The following is a 17,524-nucleotide window of genomic DNA, read 5'->3' as shown; positions in this document are numbered from 1 at the left end:
GCGCGGATGTCCGAGGCCAAGCTGCGGATCGACAAATGGCTGTGGCAGGCGCGGTTCTTCAAGACCCGCAGCCTGTCGGCCAAACAGGTCAGCGGCGGCCACGTGCGCGTGAACGGCAACCGGGTGCTGAAACCGGCGACAGCCATCAGCCGCGGCGACGTTCTGACCTTCCCTCAGGGCCGCATCGTGCGTGTTGTGAAGGTCGAAAAACTGGGCGAACGGCGCGGACCAGCGACCGAAGCCCAAACGCTATTTACGGATTTGACCAAAAAACAGGACGCGCCTCCGCGAAATCCCGGGTTCGAGGGAAAAGGTCGTCCAACCAAGAAAGATCGGCGCGCGCTTGATCTTTCTCGCAACCAAGATAGCTGATCCTATCTTGAAGCCGACGCCAGACTGATTTAGCTAGACGTCCAAAGCGCAAACGGGAATCCGACCATGACCTACGTTGTCACTGAAAACTGCATTGGCTGCAAATACACCGACTGTGTCGAAGTGTGCCCGGTGGATTGTTTCTACGAAGGTGAGAACACGTTGGTCATCCACCCCGATGAATGCATCGACTGCGGCGTGTGTGAACCCGAATGCCCCGCCGACGCGATCCGCCCCGATACCGAGCCGGGCATGGATGAATGGGTCGAATTCAACCGGAAATATTCCGAAATGTGGCCGGTGATCGTGACCAAGAAAGACCCGCTGCCCGAAGCTGAAGAACGCGACGGTGAAGAGGGCAAAATGGAGAAATATTTCTCCGAAGCACCGGGCGAGGGTGGCTAACCGATTCGGTTTTATTAATCGGTCGGTCAAAAGCAAAAATATTGACTAAGTCATTGCGTGCAAAGAGTTTTGTCAGGCATTTGCACCGTTCTGCTTTCGTATGTCTCAGTTTTGTGATATACTAGGTAACTGAATGATGACTGAGTTGGGGATGTGCTCCGTAAGTATGTACGCTTTGGAGTTCTGATTTATTGACAAATTCACCGCCTGACCGGGCCGAATATGGCGCGGGCTGGTGTGTTGTTTTGTCTGTCCTTCGCTCTGAAAACAAGGATGAACCTGTATGTCTAAGTCGAAAAAGCTTGAGTTCCGCCCGAACGATTACGTTGTTTACCCCGCGCATGGCGTGGGTCAGATCATCTCGATCGAAGAGCAGGAAGTCGCGGGATACTCGCTTGAGCTGTTCGTCATCTCTTTTGAAAAAGACAAGATGACCCTGCGGGTCCCGACCAACAAGGTTAACGAATCCGGTCTGCGGTCGCTGAGTTCGCCGGATGTCATCAGTCAGGCGATGAAAACCCTCAAGGGCAAGGCCAAGGTAAAGCGGGCCATGTGGTCGCGTCGCGCGCAGGAATACGAACAAAAGATCAACTCGGGCGATCTGATCTCGATCGCCGAGGTGGTTCGTGACCTGCACCGCACGGACGACCAGCGTGAGCAGAGCTATTCCGAGCGTCAGCTTTACGAAGCCGCGCTAGAGCGTCTGACCCGTGAAGTTGCTGCCGTTTCCGGTGCCGGAGAAGTGTCTGCCGCCAAGCAAGTGGACGAAGTTCTGACCTCTCGCGCCGCTGCCGCCGCCTGATACCGCAGAATACCGATTTGAGGCCGATCTGGTGACAGGGCGGCCTTTTTCGTGGCCGAGTGCTTGGTGAATTGCCCGATTGCGGGTAATTTCCCTGTAAACAGAGGCGGGTACATGGCCAAGGTAAAGCAGACCCTCAAGTATTTATATATAGGGCATGACCCGGTTTCTGTCTGGTTCCGCTATGGGCTGATCCTGTTTGATCTGGTGACGATCGTGTTCTTTGTCGCCACCGCACATATTCCGCACGGGCCGGGTCTGACACTTCTGAGCATGTTCATTGGGCTGTTGATCCTGTTCGATTTCTCGGCGCGGCTGTGGATCTCAAAGGACCGCTGGAAGCTATTTTTCAAGGTCTACACGCTTGCCGATCTGGTCGTGATCATTTCGTTGATGCTGGATCCGTTCATCTCCGGCAATCTGGCGTTTCTGCGTATTCTGCGCGCGTTGCGGCTGATCCACTCGTATCACCTGCTCAGGGACTTGCGCCGGGACAGCGAGTTCTTCCGAACCCACGAAGACGCCGTGATCGCGGCCATTAACCTGTTGGTGTTCGTCTTCGTCACCTCGACCGCAGTTCTGGTCTTTTTTATCCCCGAAGACAGTCAGACGGCCTATATCGACGCGCTGTACTTTACGATGGCAACGCTGACGACCACCGGGTTCGGCGATATCACCTTGGCCACACCGGGAGGGAAGCTGTTTTCCGTGTTCATCATGGTCGTTGGCGTTGCGCTGTTCGTTCGATTGGCGCAAGCGATCTTCATGCCGCAGAAAGTACGCCACAAATGCCCAAGTTGCGGTCTGTTCCGCCATGATCCCGACGCCGTGCATTGCAAGCATTGCGGCGAGGTTCTTAAGATCGAAACCGGAGGTGCCTCCTAAGTCATCGCGACCAGGACCAATAGAAAGGCGATCTCGGACATTTGCTGGGTTGCGCCCAGAACGTCTCCGGTCTGGCCGCCGATCTTGGCTTTCGCGACTGCGGCAATAATGAACAGGCACATGGTGGTGATGAGCATTGCGATCAAAGCTGGGGTGCCGATCAATAGCAGTGCAAGCACCAATGCGGCACATAGGCCCAAGGCAACCGTAGCGGCACCTGGTGCCCCGACCGAGTGGCTGAGGCCCGCGTGCCGTGCATTTGGAAGTGCAGCCATCAAGACCGGCATCGCGGCGCGCGATACGACGCATGCCGCCAGGATGTCTGCAAAGCCGTTCTGGGACAGAAGCGCGGCCACCAATACGACGCGCAAGCTTTGCGACGTCAACAGAGCCAGAACTCCGTAGGTTCCGATCTGACTGTCCTTCATGATTTCAAGTCGGCGCTCAGGCGTGAAACCGCCCCAGAACCCATCGGCCGTGTCCGCAAGGCCGTCTTCGTGCATCGCGCCTGTGCAGAGTATCAGAGCGGCAACGACGAGTATCCCACCAGCCAGGGCCGGTAGGTTCATGGCAACGCAGGCCCACCCGACAGCGCAGGCAATTAGGCCAACGACCAGCCCAACAACCGGGAAGGCCCATGCCGCACCTGCCTGACGTCCAAAGACATGTTCAGGTAGTCGCGGAAGTGGCAGCCGTGACAAAAGAACCAGCGCCACAGGAATATCCCATCTGGAAATAAGGTTGGTGTCGGTTTTTTGCACTCCCACGCCTTTCTGGGTCTTGCCGGATTGATCGCTTTGGTTAAACACACAGGACCACTCTGATGCAACGAGGCTTTGAATGCTGCCCGAACTGAGCGACCTGAATTCCTTCCGCCAAGCCCTTAACGCGGCACCCGGTCCTGACGGCGACGCCGCGCAAGGTGCGGCTGATCGCAATGGCCAATTGACAAAACCTCCGGGAGCGTTGGGTCGGTTGGAAGATCTGGCGATCTGGTATGCCGGTTGGCGCCAGGACGCGCGCCCTCAGATCGTGGCGCCTCAGGTCATCGTATTTGCTGGCAATCACGGGGTCACCGCGCAGGGTGTATCAGCTTTTCCGCCCGAAGTGACCGTTCAGATGGTTGCGAATTTTGAACATGGCGGCGCGGCGATCAACCAATTGGCTAAGGCCGCAGGTGCGACCATGGATGTGCACGCGCTGAATCTGGATGTGCCCACAACGGATTTCACAACCGGACCAGCCATGTCCGAAGATGAGCTGCTGCAGGCGTTGCAGACCGGGTGGAGCTCTGTGAACCCCGGGGCCGACCTGTTAGTCGTGGGGGAGATGGGGATCGGCAATACCACTCCGGCGGCTGCGATTGCGTGTGCGTTGTTCGGTGGCGAGGCCTCCGATTGGACCGGGCGTGGAACGGGCGTCGACGATGCGGGTCTGGCAAACAAGACGCGGGTCGTTGCCGAAGGTGTGTCCCTGCACGCAGGCACGGGCGATGGTCTGGAAATTCTGCGCCGCCTTGGGGGGCGGGAAATCGCGGCCATGGCCGGAGCGATCGCTGCCGCCCGTGTATTGCGCATTCCTGTCATTTTGGATGGGTTCATCTGCTCTTCCGCCGCAGCATGTCTGGCTGAGACGGTCAAAGGCGCCTTGGACCATACCGTGGCAGGTCATCAAAGTGCCGAAGGCGCGCATGGGGCTGTTTTGGCAAAGCTGGGTAAAGAGCCGCTCTTGAACCTTGGCTTGCGCCTTGGCGAAGGCTCTGGGGGCGCTCTGGCAATCAATATTCTGAAAAGCGCCGTGGCCTGCCATTCGGGAATGGCGACATTTGCCGAGGCCGGCGTGTCGGACGGGTGATCAAAGCAGCCTGATCCATGACGGATCAGGCAGACTTTTTCGCGTGCTTTTCCGAAAGCTCCAGCAGCTCGGTCTCAAGGTCTTTTTCCAGTTGCTGTGCGCGTTCGATGTATTTCTTGTTTTCTGCCGTTGGCATTCCGGGAACCCAAAGTTCGGCAAGCTCACGGACGGACATCCGATCGTGGTGATAAAAGGTTTGCTCGGCCTGAGCCGCCTCATACTCGCTGAGCCCGATATTTTCGAGCACATAGCGGCCCGCGCGCAGTGATCCGTCGAACATCTCGCGCACAATATCGTTCGCGCCGGCCTGATACAGTTCGTACACATGGGTGCGATCATGCGCGCGCGCGATGATGTGCAGGTCGGGGCGCTGGCGGCGTGCAAAACTGACAAGTCGCGTAACCGTCCTTGCATCGTCCATCGCCGCAACCAGAACTGCTGCTTTCTCAAGCCCCGCAGCCCGCAGAAGCTCTGGCCGGGTGGGATCGCCCAGGAACCCCTTGACCCCGAAGCGGCGCATAAGCTGGATCGTTTCGATGTCGTGGTCCAAAACGATCGTCTTGAAGCCGCTGGCGCGCACCAAACGGTTCACGATCTGACCAAAGCGCCCGATACCAGCAATGATCACAGGGCCTTTCTCGTCGATCTCATCCGGTTCCGGGGTTGGTGTGCCCTCGCCGATATGCCGCGAGAGCAGGTCGAAAATGATAAACAAGAGCGGTGTAATCAACATCGTCAACGCGATGATCATCAACAGCTTTTGCGACAGGTCCGGGGGTATCACGTTCTGTTGGGTCGAGAAGGCCAGAAGTACAAAGCCAAATTCTCCAGCTTGCGCCAGACCCAGAGTGAACAGCCAGTGATCCCGTCCCCGCAGCTTGAAGGCGCGGCCAACCAGAAACAGGATGATCCCCTTGGCCAGGATGACCAGCAAAGCCAGCCCGATCAGATCAAACGGGTCATTGAAGAAATAGGCGATATCAATTCCCGCGCCGACCGTGATGAAGAACAGGCCAAGAAACAGGCCTTTGAAGGGCTCCAGATCGCTTTCCATCTCGTGACGGAATTCCGAGCTGGCCAGAACCACGCCGGCCAGAAACGCACCAAGGGCAGGGGACAGGCCCACAAGGGTCATCAGGAAGGAAATGCCGACAACGATCATGAGCGCAAGCGCCGTGTACATTTCGCGCAGGCGGGTCGCGTGGATAAAGCGGAACAAGGGGCGCGTCAGGTAGATCCCGGCAAGAATGACAAATGCAACCGCGCCGATGGTGACAAGCGTCACGGCCCAACCCGGCAGCCCTTCAACCAGCGACAAACTGTGATGCGCGGTATCGTGAAGGTCCTTCACGCCACGGTCGATAGAGCCGTCATCTTCGAAATGAGGTGTGGCAGGCATTGCCAAGAGCGGCAGTAACGCCAAAATCGGGATAACCGCGATATCCTGCGTCAACAGCACCGAGAAGGTGGCACGCCCCCCGTTTGTTTGCATCAGCCCCTTTTCCGAAAGGGTTTGCAAGACGATCGCCGTTGAAGACAAAGACAAGGTCAACCCAACGGCCAGGGCGACAGACCACGGATGGTTTGCATAGATAGCAACGCCTGCGATTACGGCTGTCGATAACAGGACCTGCAAGCCACCCAAACCCAACAACCTGTCCCGCATATCCCAAAGGGCGCGCGGCTCAAGCTCTAGCCCGATCAAGAACAGCATCATGACGACACCGAATTCTGCAACGTGCTGCAGGCTTTCTGTTTCGGCCCCGACAAGGCCGAACATGGGGCCGATCACAATGCCGGCCGCAAGATATCCAAGAACAGATCCCAAACCCAGACGGGCCGACAAAGGCACGGCAATCACCGCGGCGGCCAGATAGATTGTCGCCTGATAAAGGAAGTCGTCCATGTTGGTCCTTTCGTTCGGGTCAGGTGGGCAGAGGCGCGTCGCGCTTGAGCTGGTCCATTACAATCTGACTTTGCACTCTGGCCACCGCAGGATGCGGCAGTATCACCTGGTGAAGCAAGCGGTTCAGGGCAGAAAGATCGTCGCAATAAACATGGAGCAGATAATCCGCTTCTCCAGTCATCGTCCACGCGCTGGTGATCTCAGGCCGGGTGTCGACCATGCGGGAAAAGCTATCGGATTGCTCGGGGCCGTGGGTGCCGAGATGGACCTGAATGAACCCCTGCACCTGAAGCCCTAATTTCAGTGGATCCAGCCGGGCAGCATAGCCTGTGATGTAGCCTTCTGCCTCAAGCCTTTGCCGTCGCCGCCCTGCCTGACTGGGCGACAGGTTCAACATTTCCCCCAGCTGATGCGCAGTCAGATGGGCGTTTTTCTGCAGCTCGGACAATAGGCGTGTGTCGGTGGAGTCCAGCATATGCGGAAAATCTCTAAAATATTCCTAAATGATGCGCAAATCGCGCGTTCTCTGTTAGGTTACACGAAAACAATGCGCAGAAAAAGCATTGGATAAGGCGTATTTTGGAATCAGCAAAGAAATTCCTGTCATTTACGGAGACGCGCCATGGGTCCTTTCCCGCACAACGCCCCGAAATCTGTCATCAGCTCTGAAAATCCCGCCGGAACCGACGGGTTCGAATTTGTTGAGTTCGCACATCCTGATCCTCAGGAGCTGCGTGATCTGTTTGGCAAAATGGGGTTCGAACTGGTTGGGCATCACAAGGACAGTCCAGCGGTTGAATTGTGGCAGCAGGGGGATGTGACATATATCCTGAACGCAGACGAAAATAGCTTTGCCGCAAAATTTGTCGCCGAGCACGGCCCTTGCGCCCCTTCGATGGGGTGGCGAGTGGTGGATGCCCAAAAAGCGTATGAGCACGCTGTGTCCAAAGGGGCAGAGCCTTATGACGCCGACGACAAGACAATGAACGTCCCGGCCATCAAGGGAATTGGCGGGTCGCTGATCTATTTCATTGATCAGTATTACGATACCTCGCCCTATAACGAGGAATTCACCTGGACCAAGCAATCAAAGCCACGCGGCGACGGGTTTTATTACCTCGATCACCTGACGCACAATGTCTACAAGGGCAACATGGACAAATGGTTCAAGTTCTACGGTGACCTGTTCAACTTTCGCGAAATTCGTTTCTTTGACATTCAGGGCAAGTTCACGGGCCTTTTCAGCCGCGCATTGACGTCGCCCTGCGGACGCATTCGTATTCCGATCAATGAAGATCGCGGGGAAACCGGCCAGATCGTGTCGTACCTGAAAAAGTACAAGGGCGAAGGCATTCAGCATATCGCCGTGGGCAGCGAAGATATCTACGCATCGACTGACGCGATCGCGGAAAAGGGTTTGAAATTCATGCCCGGTCCGAACGAAGCCTATTATAAGATGTCTACGGATCGGGTCGCTGATCACGAAGAACCGTTGGACCGGATGATGAAACACGGAATCCTGATCGACGGTGAGGGTGTTCTGGACGGGGGCGAGACCCGCATTCTGCTTCAGATATTCTCAAAAACCGTCATCGGTCCGATCTTCTTCGAGTTCATTCAGCGCAAAGGCGACGACGGATTTGGCGAAGGCAATTTCCAGGCCCTGTTCGAATCCATCGAGCGTGAGCAGATCGAAAGCGGCGAGATTTCCGCGGCTTAAAAGGACTGGCTAACGTAAGGCTCAGAGGGTGTAACCCAGCCTCTGAGCCTTTTCGTCAGCTTCGTGGCATTCGAAGGGTCACGTTCTGACCGCGTTTTTGATAGCGCAACTCGCTGTCACTGATCGCGATGACATTTCCACCATCCAGCCGATCACCGACCTTCAGCTTTTTGTAGCGGCCACTGGGAAGCCGCACCAGCGCGCGCCTGTTTGCCGGGGAGCCATACACGCCTATCAGATTGAGTTTGCGTAGGTTAATCGCATTGTCGATTGTCGCCTGACGCGCAACCGATGCAGAGGACGGAATCTTCGGTGCAACGGCCCGCGCCTGGAAAGAACCGGGTTCATTGTTGTTCTTCGGCACGGCTGCGGCTGACCCCAAGTTGGCCGTCTTGGTCTCAGGTTTCTGCGCAAGCCCTGCGGGGCGCGTTTTGGGACGCGGCACGCGTACCACCGCCAGCGCTGTCGGTGTGTGATCAACCTGTGGTCGCTCTTGAACGGATTTTGGCCGCAGCTTTGGCCTGACGCTGGCCAGTTCTTCGCGCGTTCGTCCGCCCAGTTGCTGGCGCTCAAAACGCTCGATCAAATCACTGGGGCGGGGTTTGGGGCGCAGCTCTGCCAAGCGTGAGGCCGGGTCTTCGACTATGGGTTCCTGTTCAAAACGCACCGGAACGTCAGGTGGCACTTTTGCGGGACGCCCTAGATAGATGACCACGCCATCGGGATTTAATGTGCCGTCCACGGTGGCCGTCACAAGCCCCCGGTCATCCAGATCGAAACGCGTACCGGGCTTGCTCGGGTCGGCGATCTGGTCAAACGGACTGTCTGTATCAAAGCTGCCGACATCCGGCAGGGCGATGGCATCCCGCGACAGGTCGGACTTGTCGATAGACGTCAGATAGATCGTCTCGGCTATGGCGGGATCGGGATCGGGCAATTGGGCCGGGACAATGATCCGCGCACCGGCATGTGTCTGCACGACGGGCTCCGGCTCAGCAGGGTCTGTTGCGACATCTTCAACGACCGTTGGAGCGATCTTTAGTGCTTCCAGAATTGCGGCATCCGTCGGCGTGCTGTTCAGCGCCTCAAGAATCGCGGCGTCCGTCGGTGAAATCTCATCCTCTAGGCCTTCATCCGTTTGTGCGGCTCCGGGTTCCGGAGGGGCGGCGCTGGCCGAGTCCGTTTCACTATCTGTCAGCGCTTCCGTTTGCGTAGGAAGCGGCGCAGGCTCGACCAGTTCTTCCTGAACGTCAGTGACATCCTCTTCGAGCGGTGCGTCGTCGTCGGATCCAAATACGCCCCAACCGATCAAAACCAAGGCAATCACCGCAGCGGCGGCCATTGGCATCGCAAGACCTCGGGGCAATCCGACTGCTGAAGCGGGACCTTGCCCACCGGTCGCTTGCGACGGGGCCGAGCGGAACTCAGCCGGGGTAGACGATGCAGCTATGGCGTGAACCGGCGGGCCATCTGTTTCCTTCGGAGTAATGGTGGCGGCAGGTTGCGCAATCGGCTGGTCTGCCAAGGAAAACTGCGGGTCAGCGGGGTAGTCCTGACCGTCCACTGGCGTTGTGAACGCTATCGGGATGAACCCATGATCGGCGGCAAATGACTGTGCCTCTTTCAGCGTCTGCTTGGCGACCGCTGCGATATAAGTCGTTGAGCCGCTGTTGACGGTGTCGAACGCCAATTCGTCCAGTTCGTAAGGGGTTGCCTCGGACAAAGCTGTTCGAACGCGCTGTTCCGTCCCGGTGGGATCGGACACATCGGTTTCGACCGAAAGGAATCTGACCTGATCAGTTGGAAGGATCAGCTTGCAGCTCAGGTCGTTTTCAAGCGCGAAACCCTTGTTACGCAGGTCTTCGATCTGCGCGTTCAGGTCCTCTGCATCGACAGGAACTTCACCGACGCAGAACCATTCATCGTCCGCGAAGTGGTGCAAAGATATTCCGTCAGAAGAAAAAGACAGCGCAAAGGCGGGTTTCATATTCCGGAGGAACCATATTTGTCATCATCAAAGCGAGCGATGTCTCGTCCGCAGACCGACATTAAAGCAGGATCCCGCCGAGGGAAAGAAAAAGCCAATCCTTCCCCTTGTTCGGCAGACCGTTGCCACCCCATCTTGATACAAACGAATTTGGAGGGAAGACCTTGAAGAAACTTGCTTTTCTGGCCGCTGTGCTGGCCATGACCACCACGAGTCTGGCCCATGCGGAAGAACGTCGCATCTCAGTCGCTGCGGCTGGCACCGTTCATGCGGCCCCTGATATGGCGACGATCAATCTGGGTGTCACGAATGAGGATGTGCAGGCGTCAACCGCGATGCAGGCCACGTCGGACGCGGTATCTCAAATCCTGAAACGTCTGGAAGAACTGGGCGTCGAAGCGCGGGACGTGCAAACGCGCGACATCTCTTTGTCGCCGGTTTGGTCGGGACGCGGCAATCAAAACGCAGACAAGCCTGAGATCACGGGATTTGTTGCCTCAAACCGGGTGATTGTACGGGTTCAGGACCTGTCGCAGCTTGGGTCGCTTATGGATGCCGTCATACAGGATGGGGCCAACGACTTTGGCGGCCTCAGTTTCGGTGTCAAAGACCCGAAACCCCTTGAGGCCGAAGCGCGGGCCAAGGCCGTGGCCGAAGCGACCGCCAAGGCCGAACAGCTGGCACAAGCCGCGAACCTGACGTTGGGCCCGGTCCAAACGATCAGCGAGCAGGTTGCGAGCGTCCGACCCGCCGCTCAGATGCGAGAGTTCAACATGGCGGATTCCGGCGGAGTGCCAGTCGCAGGCGGCGAAATCTCGGTCTCTGTCACCGTCTCGATGGAGTTCGAAATTTCAGAGTAATCCTAGCGTTTGGCGCGGGCTTGCAGCGGTTGCCGTTGCTGGCCCGTTTGATCAAAATTGTCGGGGGACAGCCATGCCTCGAACGCCGAGCGGATGCGGGGCCATTCGGTATCGAGTATGGAATACCAAGCCGTATCCCGGTTGCGCCCCTTATAGTGCGTCGCCTGCCGGAAAATCCCTTCGAACGTGAAGCCCAACCGTTCGGCTGCGCTGCGTGACGGGGCGTTCAGGGCGTCGCATTTCCACTCATACCGCCGGTAACCCAACTCATCGAACACGCGGCGCATCATCAGGAACATCGTTTCGGTCGAAGGCGGTTTGCGCTGCAAGAGCGGCGAAAAATGGATGTGCCCAACCTCGATCGCACCCGCCGCGGGGTCAATCCGAAGGAACGAGGCCATCCCAACCGGAGTGCCCTCGTGATCCAGCACGGTGTGAAACATGGGATCAGCGTCCATGCAGGATGCACGCGCCCACGCCTCAAAGTCTTCTTCCGCCTCGAATGGTCCGTAGGGCAGGTAGGTCCAGTTTCGACCGTCAGTATCGTTGGCAAACGCCCGGTACAAACCGGGCGCATGCCTGTTCACATCCAGTGGCACGACCGAACAATAGCGACCCTCCATCGGCGTATAGGGCGGGGTCGGGCGAGGAAACTCGTCCGTGACCGGTAAGCCGATGGGTTGACCCAATGCGTTCGTTACGTGCGCGACCATGGTTCAGGCCGACGCTTTTGCCAGCGCCTGATCCAGATCAGCGATCAGGTCGTCGGCGTCTTCGATGCCGATGGACACACGCACAACGCCCGGGCCGGCACCTGCCGCTTCTTGCTGTTCGGGGGTCAACTGGCGGTGGGTGGTCGAGGCCGAGTGGATGATCAGCGAGCGCGCATCGCCAAGATTGGCCACGTGGCTGAAGATTTCCAATGCGTTCACCAGCTTGATACAGGCGTCATATCCGCCTTTGACCGCAAAGGTGAACAGCGCGCCTGCGCCCTTCTTGTACTGCGCCTTGACCCGGTCATGGTAGGGGGACGAGGGCAGTCCGGCATAGGTCACGTATTCCACCCGGTCATCCGCTTCGAGCCAGGCCGCGATTTTCTGAGCGTTCTCGACGTGGCGCTCCATCCGCAGCGACAGGGTCTCGATCCCCATCAGCGTGTAATGCGCAGCCTGCGGGTTCATTGTCATACCCAGATCGCGCAGCCCGATGGCGATGCCGTGGAAGGTGAAGGCCAGCGGGCCGAACGTCTCGTGGAACTTCAGGCCGTGATAGGCGGGCTCGGGTTGGCTGAGCGAGGGGAACTTGTCATTCGCCGACCAGTCGAATTTGCCGGAATCCACGATGCAGCCGCCTGTGACTGTGCCGTTGCCGGTCAGGTATTTGGTGGTTGAATGCACTACCAGCGTCGCGCCGTGCTCAATCGGGCGGCACAGATATGGCGTGGCCGAGGTGTTGTCGACGATCAGCGGAATGCCCGCTTCGTCGGCTACATCCGCCAGCGCACGGATATCGGTGACGTATCCGCCAGGGTTGGCGATGGATTCGCAGAAGACCGCGCGGGTGTTTTCGTCGATGGCGGCTTTCACCGCGTCTACATCATCCGTATCCACGAATGTGGCGGACCAGCCAAAGCGTTTGATGGTTTGGCTGAACTGCGTAACGGTTCCCCCATAAAGCCGCGTCGAAGCAACGATATTGCAGCCCGGAGTCATCAGCGGGAACAGCGCCATGATTTGCGCCGCGTGGCCCGAGGAACAGCAGACCGCGCCCACGCCGCCTTCCAAGGTGGCGACACGTTCCTGCAGGACGGCCACGGTTGGGTTGGTCAGGCGGGAATAGATAAAGCCGACTTCCTGTAGGTTAAACAGGGCGGCCGCATGGTCCGCGTCACGAAATACATACGCGGTTGTCTGGTAAATTGGGGTCTGACGCGCACCAGTTGCCGGATCGGGGCGCGCACCGGCGTGAATTTGAAGCGTGTCAAAGCCGTAGGTTGGACCGTCTGACATCGTTGAAATCTCCCTTTGGAATGTATGTTGCTGAATCTCTAGGCGATTGGGCGCTTGCGCACAACAACCCAGTCAACGCATCCAAAGGCCGCTGCTTTTGATCCGGTTGCGAATGGCTTGTTCGCGTTGGGGCAGGTTGGCGCGGTCGAACATGTCACGGATTTTACGCCCCTTGCGCTGGATCACCAGTTTCCTGATCGGCTCATACCCCTTGAGCACTTTCTTGATCTTGTTCGGGGCAACGACGGTTTCCAGCACCTCGACCACATGGTCGCTTTCGCGTGCGTAAAGCAGTGGAAACAAGCGATAGTGGCAGCTTACCGATCCATCCAACAGGCCCGCAGGCAGGGTGTCACGCCCACCGCCAAGAGAGTGGATGACAAGAGGCAGTGCGATCTGATCCAACCAAGGGGTCAGCGTTTGCCCTGCCAGTTCCGGGATGTCTTCGTCCCGGATGGCGCGGGCATACTCCAAATAGCGTTCTCCGAACTCTTTGGGACAGCGGTAAAAGAAAAAACCGGCATTGAAATACAGATACCGCCGCCAGTAATCATGCGGCTGCGATCTGTCCAAAGAACTGTCAAAATCAAGCCTGAACCGGCGATACAATGCGACCCAGATACCATCGAAGCCGGGACCATAAAGCGTTGGGCGGGGCCATGTCCCTTCGACTTTTAGCGATGCACTGGGACGATCAAAATCGAAGGGCACACCGTTCAGGTTCCCGGTGATCAGCGTGTCGGTATCAAAAAACACAAAAGGCTCACCCTCGGGCAGCGCAAGCAAGGCTTCAATCTTGTTGCCGTTGGGATAGCTTTCCCCAAATACGTGGTTGTCGAATGGCAAAACTTCGGCGTCCACCTGCTTCAACGCCTTGAGGACATCCTCGTTTTGCAGGCTGGGGTCTTGGGACCAGCGCGGCCCGGAATTGGGTGAGGCAACGAATAATCTGCCCGCAAAATCCGGCGAACTGTGCCGCAACGAAGCGGCAAACAAAAGCGCCTCGTACTGGAGGCGGTTGTTCTGTCCGACGATGACGACGTTGAACTTCGGGGTATTGGCCTGCATCGGGGGACTTTCGGAACTTGACCGCTCATCGGCGCTCTATTTGTGTTGCACGCACTGTACGCAGCGAGGCCCGCCAAAACCAGAGGTCACGCGGCACCGAGTGTTGGAAATTTGAAATTGGCGGCGACGCGCCCATCTATTGAACACGTGACGAAACAGGAGAAGCCTCATGAGGGTCAACGCAGATTTTACCAGACGCGTGGCAGTTCATTTCGACGAAAACGATTGGGTCGCGTCCCCGGCGGCTGGGGTTGAACGCAAAATGCTTGACCGGATCGGCGAGGAGGTGGCGCGCGCAACGACCATTGTCCGGTTTGCGCCGGGCAGCGCGTTTGCCGCACATACCCATGACGGGGGTGAGGAATATCTTGTTCTGGACGGCGTCTTTCAGGATGAAACAGGTGACTTCCCGGTTGGCAGTTACGTGCGGAACCCACCGACCTCATCCCATACGCCTTCGGCAAAGGAAGGTGCAACGATATTGGTCAAACTGCATCAATTCGATCCCGAGGATCGTACCCAAGTGCGGCGGTCAATTGACGGAGAGGGCAACATGCAACTCTTCAAAGACGCGCAAGAGGACGTGCGCGTTCTGACGTTAGGCCCCGGCGAGACGATGGAGTTGGACGCTGCCGGAGGGATTGAGCTGTTCGTAATCGAAGGCTCCGTGCAGGAATCGTCCGAGGATTTCGGGGCCTGGGACTGGCTCAGACTGCCACCTGGTAACGCGTCCAGCGCGCAGGCCGGGGCATCAGGTGCACGTATCTGGGTGAAATCCGGCCATTTGAGCCAGATGATCTGAATTCCGCAATTGCTTTAAAAGCAGGCAGTAAAACGGTGAAGCCGGGCTTTTTGGCCCGGTTTTTTCATTTTTTGACCAATTGGCAAATTTTACCAATTGATAAAAAATCAGATTGTGGCAAGCTGAGGTCATAACGAACATATCTACAGGGAGTAGAGCGATGGCACAGGGCCAGATGGTCCCCGGCATAGTTTCCGGGCGGCTTTCCAGCGATGAGCTGACCTCGAATTTCACGGATCTGCATCCGCCATTGGCCCCGCATGAGGCTGCCGTGGCTGCTGATCGGTGCTATTTTTGCTATGACGCGCCATGTGTGACGGCCTGTCCCACGGACATCGACATACCGCTGTTCATGCGACAGATTCAGGCCGGACAGCCCGAAGCGGCGGGGGAAACTATTCTGGCGCAGAATATTCTCGGAGGAATGTGCGCCCGCGTGTGTCCAACCGAAACGCTGTGCGAAGAAGCCTGCGTTCGGGAAACCGCCGAGGGGTCGCCGGTGGAAATCGGGCGTTTACAGCGCTATGCGACGGATAGCGTGATGGCGGATGGCGCACACCCGTTTGAACGTGCGGCACCTACTGGCAAGACTATCGCGGTGGTCGGCGCTGGCCCAGCGGGTCTGGCCTGTGCGCATCGGCTGGCCATGCTGGGTCATGACGTTGTCATTCACGAAAGCAAGCCCAAGCCGGGCGGATTGAACGAATACGGAATCGCGGCCTACAAATCGACAAACGACTTCGCGCAGGCCGAGGTGGATTGGTTGCTTGGTATTGGCGGGATCACCATCGAGACCGGTTCGGTTCTGGGCGAGGGGATCTCGCTGGAAGGTCTGTCCGCAAATTACGACGCTGTCTTTCTGTCAATAGGTCTGTCCGGGGTGAATGCCCTGCGCGCGGGTGGTGTTGACAAAGACGGTGTGCGGGCTGCGGTCGAGTTTATCGCCGATGTGCGGCAGGCCGGTGACTTGGCTGACCTGCCGGTCGGTCGGAATGTCGTGGTCATCGGTGGCGGTATGACGGCCGTGGATGCAGCGGTGAAATCCAAGCTGCTTGGTGCCGAGCACGTCACAATCGCGTATCGGCGTGGCCGTGACGCGATGGGCGCCAGCCGATACGAACAGGACTTGGCTTCTTCGCACGGCGTCAAAATCATGACCAACGTACAGCCTGTGGCCGTGCACGGAAACGGGGCAGCCGCAGAGATCGAACTGGAGTATACTGCGAGCCAAGACGGTCAACTGACCGGAACAGGCGAGATTGTTCGCGTGCCCGCTGATCAGGTGCTCAAGGCGATTGGTCAGACACTGGAAGGCGCGCCTGAAGGCTTGGAGTTGGATGGCAACAAGATCGCCGTCACCGGGGCCGGGCGTACTTCAATCGCCGGTGTCTGGGCCGGGGGCGACTGTGCCGCCGGTGGTGAAGACCTGACCGTGACAGCCGTGGCCGAGGGCCGCGATGCCGCAATGGATATCCACGCAAGCCTGACTGCGTGAAACCCACAGATAAAGATGCTGAACCGCATCAGGGAGGCCGGATAAATGGCTGATTTAAAAACAAACTTCTTGGGTATCGAAAGCCCGAACCCGTATTGGTTGGCCTCGGCACCACCGACCGATAAGGAATACAACGTCCGCCGCGCATTCGAGGCCGGATGGGGCGGTGTGGTCTGGAAAACGTTAGGGGCCGAGGGGCCTCCGGTCGTGAATGTGAACGGGCCGCGCTATGGTGCGATCTACGGGGCAGATCGGCGGCTTTTGGGGCTCAATAACATTGAGCTGATCACGGACCGCCCGTTGGAGGTGAACCTTGAGGAAATGGCACGGGTCAAATCGGATTACCCGGACCGCGCGCTGATCGCCTCGATCATGGTGCCGTGTGAGGAAGACGCGTGGAAAGCGATCCTGCCGCGCGTGGCGGAAACCGGCGCAGACGGGATCGAGCTGAACTTTGGCTGTCCCCACGGGATGAGCGAACGTGGCATGGGATCTGCCGTGGGGCAGGTGCCGGAATATATTGAGATGGTCACGCGTTGGTGCAAAAAATACTATGACCGCCCGGTCATCGTAAAGCTGACGCCGAACATCACCGACATTCGTAAACCCGCCGAGGCCGCAAAGAACGGCGGCGCGGATGCGGTGTCGCTGATCAACACGATCAACTCGATCACCAGCGTGAACCTGGACACGTTCAGCCCCGAGCCGTCGATTGATGGCAAGGGCAGCCATGGTGGGTATTGCGGCCCCGCGGTGAAGCCGATTGCCCTGTCGATGGTGTCCGAGATTTCGCGGGCGCAAGCAACACATGGCCTGCCGATCTCGGGTATCGGAGGCGTAACCACGTGGCGTGACGCGGCAGAGTTCATGGCATTGGGCTGTGGCACGGTGCAGGTCTGTACCGCTGCAATGACCTATGGCTTCAAGATCATCGACGAGTTGACGGCGGGCCTGTCTAAATGGATGGACGAGAAGGGCTATAAGGACGTTTCCGAAGTCGTCGGTCTGGCCGTGCCGAACGTGACGGATTGGCAGTACCTGAACCTGAACTACGTGGCGAAGGCCAAAATTGATCAGGACCAGTGCATCAAGTGCGGCCGCTGCTATGCCGCATGCGAAGACACCAGCCATCAGGCAATCTCGATGTCCGAGGATCGCGTGTTCGAGGTTATGGATGACGAATGTGTCGCCTGTAACCTTTGCGTGGATGTCTGCCCGGTGGACGGTTGTATCTCGATGGTGCCGATGGCCGCCGGAGAGGTCGATCCACGCACAGGGCGAGAAGTTCAGCCAGACTATGCCAACTGGACGACGCACCCGAACAACCCAATGGCAAAAGCTGCCGAGTAAACAAAGAAA

Annotated in this window: 17 protein-coding genes; 10 read left to right on the top strand and 7 right to left on the bottom strand. The window is 57.9% G+C overall.

What is annotated here, in order from left to right:
* Window positions 1-6: 6 nt before the first annotated feature.
* The 4 genes from ACR0MS_RS03250 (at window position 7) to ACR0MS_RS03235 (ending at window position 2,464) form a co-directional block, all read left to right on the top strand.
* Window positions 7-372, top strand: coding sequence for an RNA-binding S4 domain-containing protein (locus tag ACR0MS_RS03250; RefSeq protein ID WP_480569276.1), 366 nt, complete (start codon window positions 7-9; stop codon window positions 370-372).
* Window positions 373-438: 66 nt separating this feature from the next.
* Window positions 439-777 carry a ferredoxin FdxA gene (gene fdxA, locus ACR0MS_RS03245; RefSeq protein ID WP_170769449.1) on the top strand — a complete coding sequence of 113 codons (339 nt, stop codon included), beginning with the start codon at window positions 439-441 and terminating at the stop codon, window positions 775-777.
* 283 nt (window positions 778-1,060) lie between these two features.
* The gene (locus tag ACR0MS_RS03240) at window positions 1,061-1,579 is read left to right on the top strand and encodes a CarD family transcriptional regulator (RefSeq protein ID WP_480569279.1); all 519 of its coding nucleotides are present in this window, start codon (window positions 1,061-1,063) and stop codon (window positions 1,577-1,579) included.
* A gap of 114 nt (window positions 1,580-1,693) precedes the next feature.
* Window positions 1,694-2,464 carry an ion channel gene (locus ACR0MS_RS03235; protein ID WP_480569282.1) on the top strand — a complete coding sequence of 257 codons (771 nt, stop codon included), beginning with the start codon at window positions 1,694-1,696 and terminating at the stop codon, window positions 2,462-2,464.
* Here ACR0MS_RS03235 and cobS read toward each other — a convergent pair.
* Entirely contained in the window at window positions 2,461-3,225 is a 765-nt protein-coding gene (gene cobS, locus ACR0MS_RS03230; protein ID WP_480569285.1) for an adenosylcobinamide-GDP ribazoletransferase, read from the bottom strand. The two genes, ACR0MS_RS03235 and cobS, sit on opposite strands and share 4 nt — an antisense overlap.
* Window positions 3,226-3,304: 79 nt before the next feature.
* Here cobS and cobT point away from each other — a divergent pair, with 79 nt between their 5' ends.
* Window positions 3,305-4,318 (top strand): nicotinate-nucleotide--dimethylbenzimidazole phosphoribosyltransferase, encoded by a 1,014-nt coding sequence (gene cobT, locus ACR0MS_RS03225; RefSeq protein ID WP_480569288.1) that lies wholly within the window; start codon window positions 3,305-3,307, stop codon window positions 4,316-4,318.
* A 25-nt stretch (window positions 4,319-4,343) separates the two neighbouring features.
* On the opposite strand, the gene ACR0MS_RS03220 is transcribed toward cobT, so the two are convergent.
* Complete coding sequence (locus tag ACR0MS_RS03220) at window positions 4,344-6,224, bottom strand: monovalent cation:proton antiporter-2 (CPA2) family protein (protein ID WP_480569292.1); 1,881 nt, start codon at window positions 6,222-6,224, stop codon at window positions 4,344-4,346.
* Between the two features lie 19 nt (window positions 6,225-6,243).
* Complete coding sequence (locus ACR0MS_RS03215; protein ID WP_480569295.1) at window positions 6,244-6,699, bottom strand: Lrp/AsnC family transcriptional regulator; 456 nt, start codon at window positions 6,697-6,699, stop codon at window positions 6,244-6,246.
* Window positions 6,700-6,846: 147 nt separating this feature from the next.
* Between ACR0MS_RS03215 and hppD the strand changes: the two genes are divergently transcribed.
* A complete protein-coding gene (gene hppD / locus ACR0MS_RS03210) occupies window positions 6,847-7,944 on the top strand; it encodes a 4-hydroxyphenylpyruvate dioxygenase (RefSeq protein WP_480569298.1) in 1,098 nt (365 codons plus the stop codon).
* A gap of 55 nt (window positions 7,945-7,999) precedes the next feature.
* On the opposite strand, the gene ACR0MS_RS03205 is transcribed toward hppD, so the two are convergent.
* Entirely contained in the window at window positions 8,000-9,931 is a 1,932-nt protein-coding gene (locus ACR0MS_RS03205) for a hypothetical protein (RefSeq protein ID WP_480569301.1), read from the bottom strand.
* Between the two features lie 164 nt (window positions 9,932-10,095).
* On the opposite strand from ACR0MS_RS03205, the gene ACR0MS_RS03200 reads away from it, so the two are divergent.
* Window positions 10,096-10,791 carry an SIMPL domain-containing protein gene (locus ACR0MS_RS03200; protein ID WP_480569304.1) on the top strand — a complete coding sequence of 232 codons (696 nt, stop codon included), beginning with the start codon at window positions 10,096-10,098 and terminating at the stop codon, window positions 10,789-10,791.
* A 2-nt stretch (window positions 10,792-10,793) separates the two neighbouring features.
* On the opposite strand, the gene ACR0MS_RS03195 is transcribed toward ACR0MS_RS03200, so the two are convergent.
* The 3 genes from ACR0MS_RS03195 to ACR0MS_RS03185 form a co-directional block, all read right to left on the bottom strand.
* Window positions 10,794-11,504, bottom strand: a complete 711-nt coding sequence (locus tag ACR0MS_RS03195) for a GNAT family N-acetyltransferase (protein WP_480569306.1) — start codon at window positions 11,502-11,504, stop codon at window positions 10,794-10,796.
* A 3-nt stretch (window positions 11,505-11,507) separates the two neighbouring features.
* Window positions 11,508-12,800, bottom strand: coding sequence for an O-acetylhomoserine aminocarboxypropyltransferase/cysteine synthase family protein (locus tag ACR0MS_RS03190; protein ID WP_480569309.1), 1,293 nt, complete (start codon window positions 12,798-12,800; stop codon window positions 11,508-11,510).
* Window positions 12,801-12,872: 72 nt separating this feature from the next.
* The gene (locus ACR0MS_RS03185) at window positions 12,873-13,868 is read right to left on the bottom strand and encodes a hypothetical protein (RefSeq protein WP_480569312.1); all 996 of its coding nucleotides are present in this window, start codon (window positions 13,866-13,868) and stop codon (window positions 12,873-12,875) included.
* 169 nt (window positions 13,869-14,037) lie between these two features.
* Here ACR0MS_RS03185 and ACR0MS_RS03180 point away from each other — a divergent pair, with 169 nt between their 5' ends.
* From ACR0MS_RS03180 to preA, 3 genes are all read left to right on the top strand, one after another.
* Window positions 14,038-14,670 carry a cupin domain-containing protein gene (locus tag ACR0MS_RS03180; RefSeq protein WP_480569314.1) on the top strand — a complete coding sequence of 211 codons (633 nt, stop codon included), beginning with the start codon at window positions 14,038-14,040 and terminating at the stop codon, window positions 14,668-14,670.
* 160 nt (window positions 14,671-14,830) lie between these two features.
* Window positions 14,831-16,165 (top strand): NAD(P)-dependent oxidoreductase, encoded by a 1,335-nt coding sequence (locus tag ACR0MS_RS03175; RefSeq protein ID WP_480569317.1) that lies wholly within the window; start codon window positions 14,831-14,833, stop codon window positions 16,163-16,165.
* Between the two features lie 45 nt (window positions 16,166-16,210).
* Window positions 16,211-17,515, top strand: coding sequence for an NAD-dependent dihydropyrimidine dehydrogenase subunit PreA (preA, locus tag ACR0MS_RS03170; RefSeq protein WP_480569320.1), 1,305 nt, complete (start codon window positions 16,211-16,213; stop codon window positions 17,513-17,515).
* The last annotated feature ends 9 nt before the right edge of the window (window positions 17,516-17,524 follow it).

The organism is Ruegeria sp. CJ2 (assembly GCF_056536745.1).
The sequence above is the reverse complement of the archived record's forward strand: the minus strand, read 5'-3'. Positions and strand labels throughout refer to the sequence as shown.

Coding starts and splice junctions, on each gene's coding strand:
- ACR0MS_RS03250 (WP_480569276.1), top strand. CDS start 7: ATGTCCGAGGCCAAGCTGCGGATCGACAAATGGCTGTGGCAGGCGCGG.
- hppD (WP_480569298.1), top strand. CDS start 6,847: ATGGGTCCTTTCCCGCACAACGCCCCGAAATCTGTCATCAGCTCTGAA.
- preA (WP_480569320.1), top strand. CDS start 16,211: ATGGCTGATTTAAAAACAAACTTCTTGGGTATCGAAAGCCCGAACCCG.
- ACR0MS_RS03185 (WP_480569312.1), bottom strand. CDS start 13,868: ATGCAGGCCAATACCCCGAAGTTCAACGTCGTCATCGTCGGACAGAAC.
- ACR0MS_RS03240 (WP_480569279.1), top strand. CDS start 1,061: ATGTCTAAGTCGAAAAAGCTTGAGTTCCGCCCGAACGATTACGTTGTT.
- ACR0MS_RS03195 (WP_480569306.1), bottom strand. CDS start 11,504: ATGGTCGCGCACGTAACGAACGCATTGGGTCAACCCATCGGCTTACCG.
- ACR0MS_RS03215 (WP_480569295.1), bottom strand. CDS start 6,699: ATGCTGGACTCCACCGACACACGCCTATTGTCCGAGCTGCAGAAAAAC.
- ACR0MS_RS03175 (WP_480569317.1), top strand. CDS start 14,831: ATGGCACAGGGCCAGATGGTCCCCGGCATAGTTTCCGGGCGGCTTTCC.
- ACR0MS_RS03235 (WP_480569282.1), top strand. CDS start 1,694: ATGGCCAAGGTAAAGCAGACCCTCAAGTATTTATATATAGGGCATGAC.
- ACR0MS_RS03220 (WP_480569292.1), bottom strand. CDS start 6,224: ATGGACGACTTCCTTTATCAGGCGACAATCTATCTGGCCGCCGCGGTG.
- ACR0MS_RS03205 (WP_480569301.1), bottom strand. CDS start 9,931: ATGAAACCCGCCTTTGCGCTGTCTTTTTCTTCTGACGGAATATCTTTG.
- ACR0MS_RS03180 (WP_480569314.1), top strand. CDS start 14,038: ATGAGGGTCAACGCAGATTTTACCAGACGCGTGGCAGTTCATTTCGAC.
- cobT (WP_480569288.1), top strand. CDS start 3,305: ATGCTGCCCGAACTGAGCGACCTGAATTCCTTCCGCCAAGCCCTTAAC.
- ACR0MS_RS03190 (WP_480569309.1), bottom strand. CDS start 12,800: ATGTCAGACGGTCCAACCTACGGCTTTGACACGCTTCAAATTCACGCC.
- fdxA (WP_170769449.1), top strand. CDS start 439: ATGACCTACGTTGTCACTGAAAACTGCATTGGCTGCAAATACACCGAC.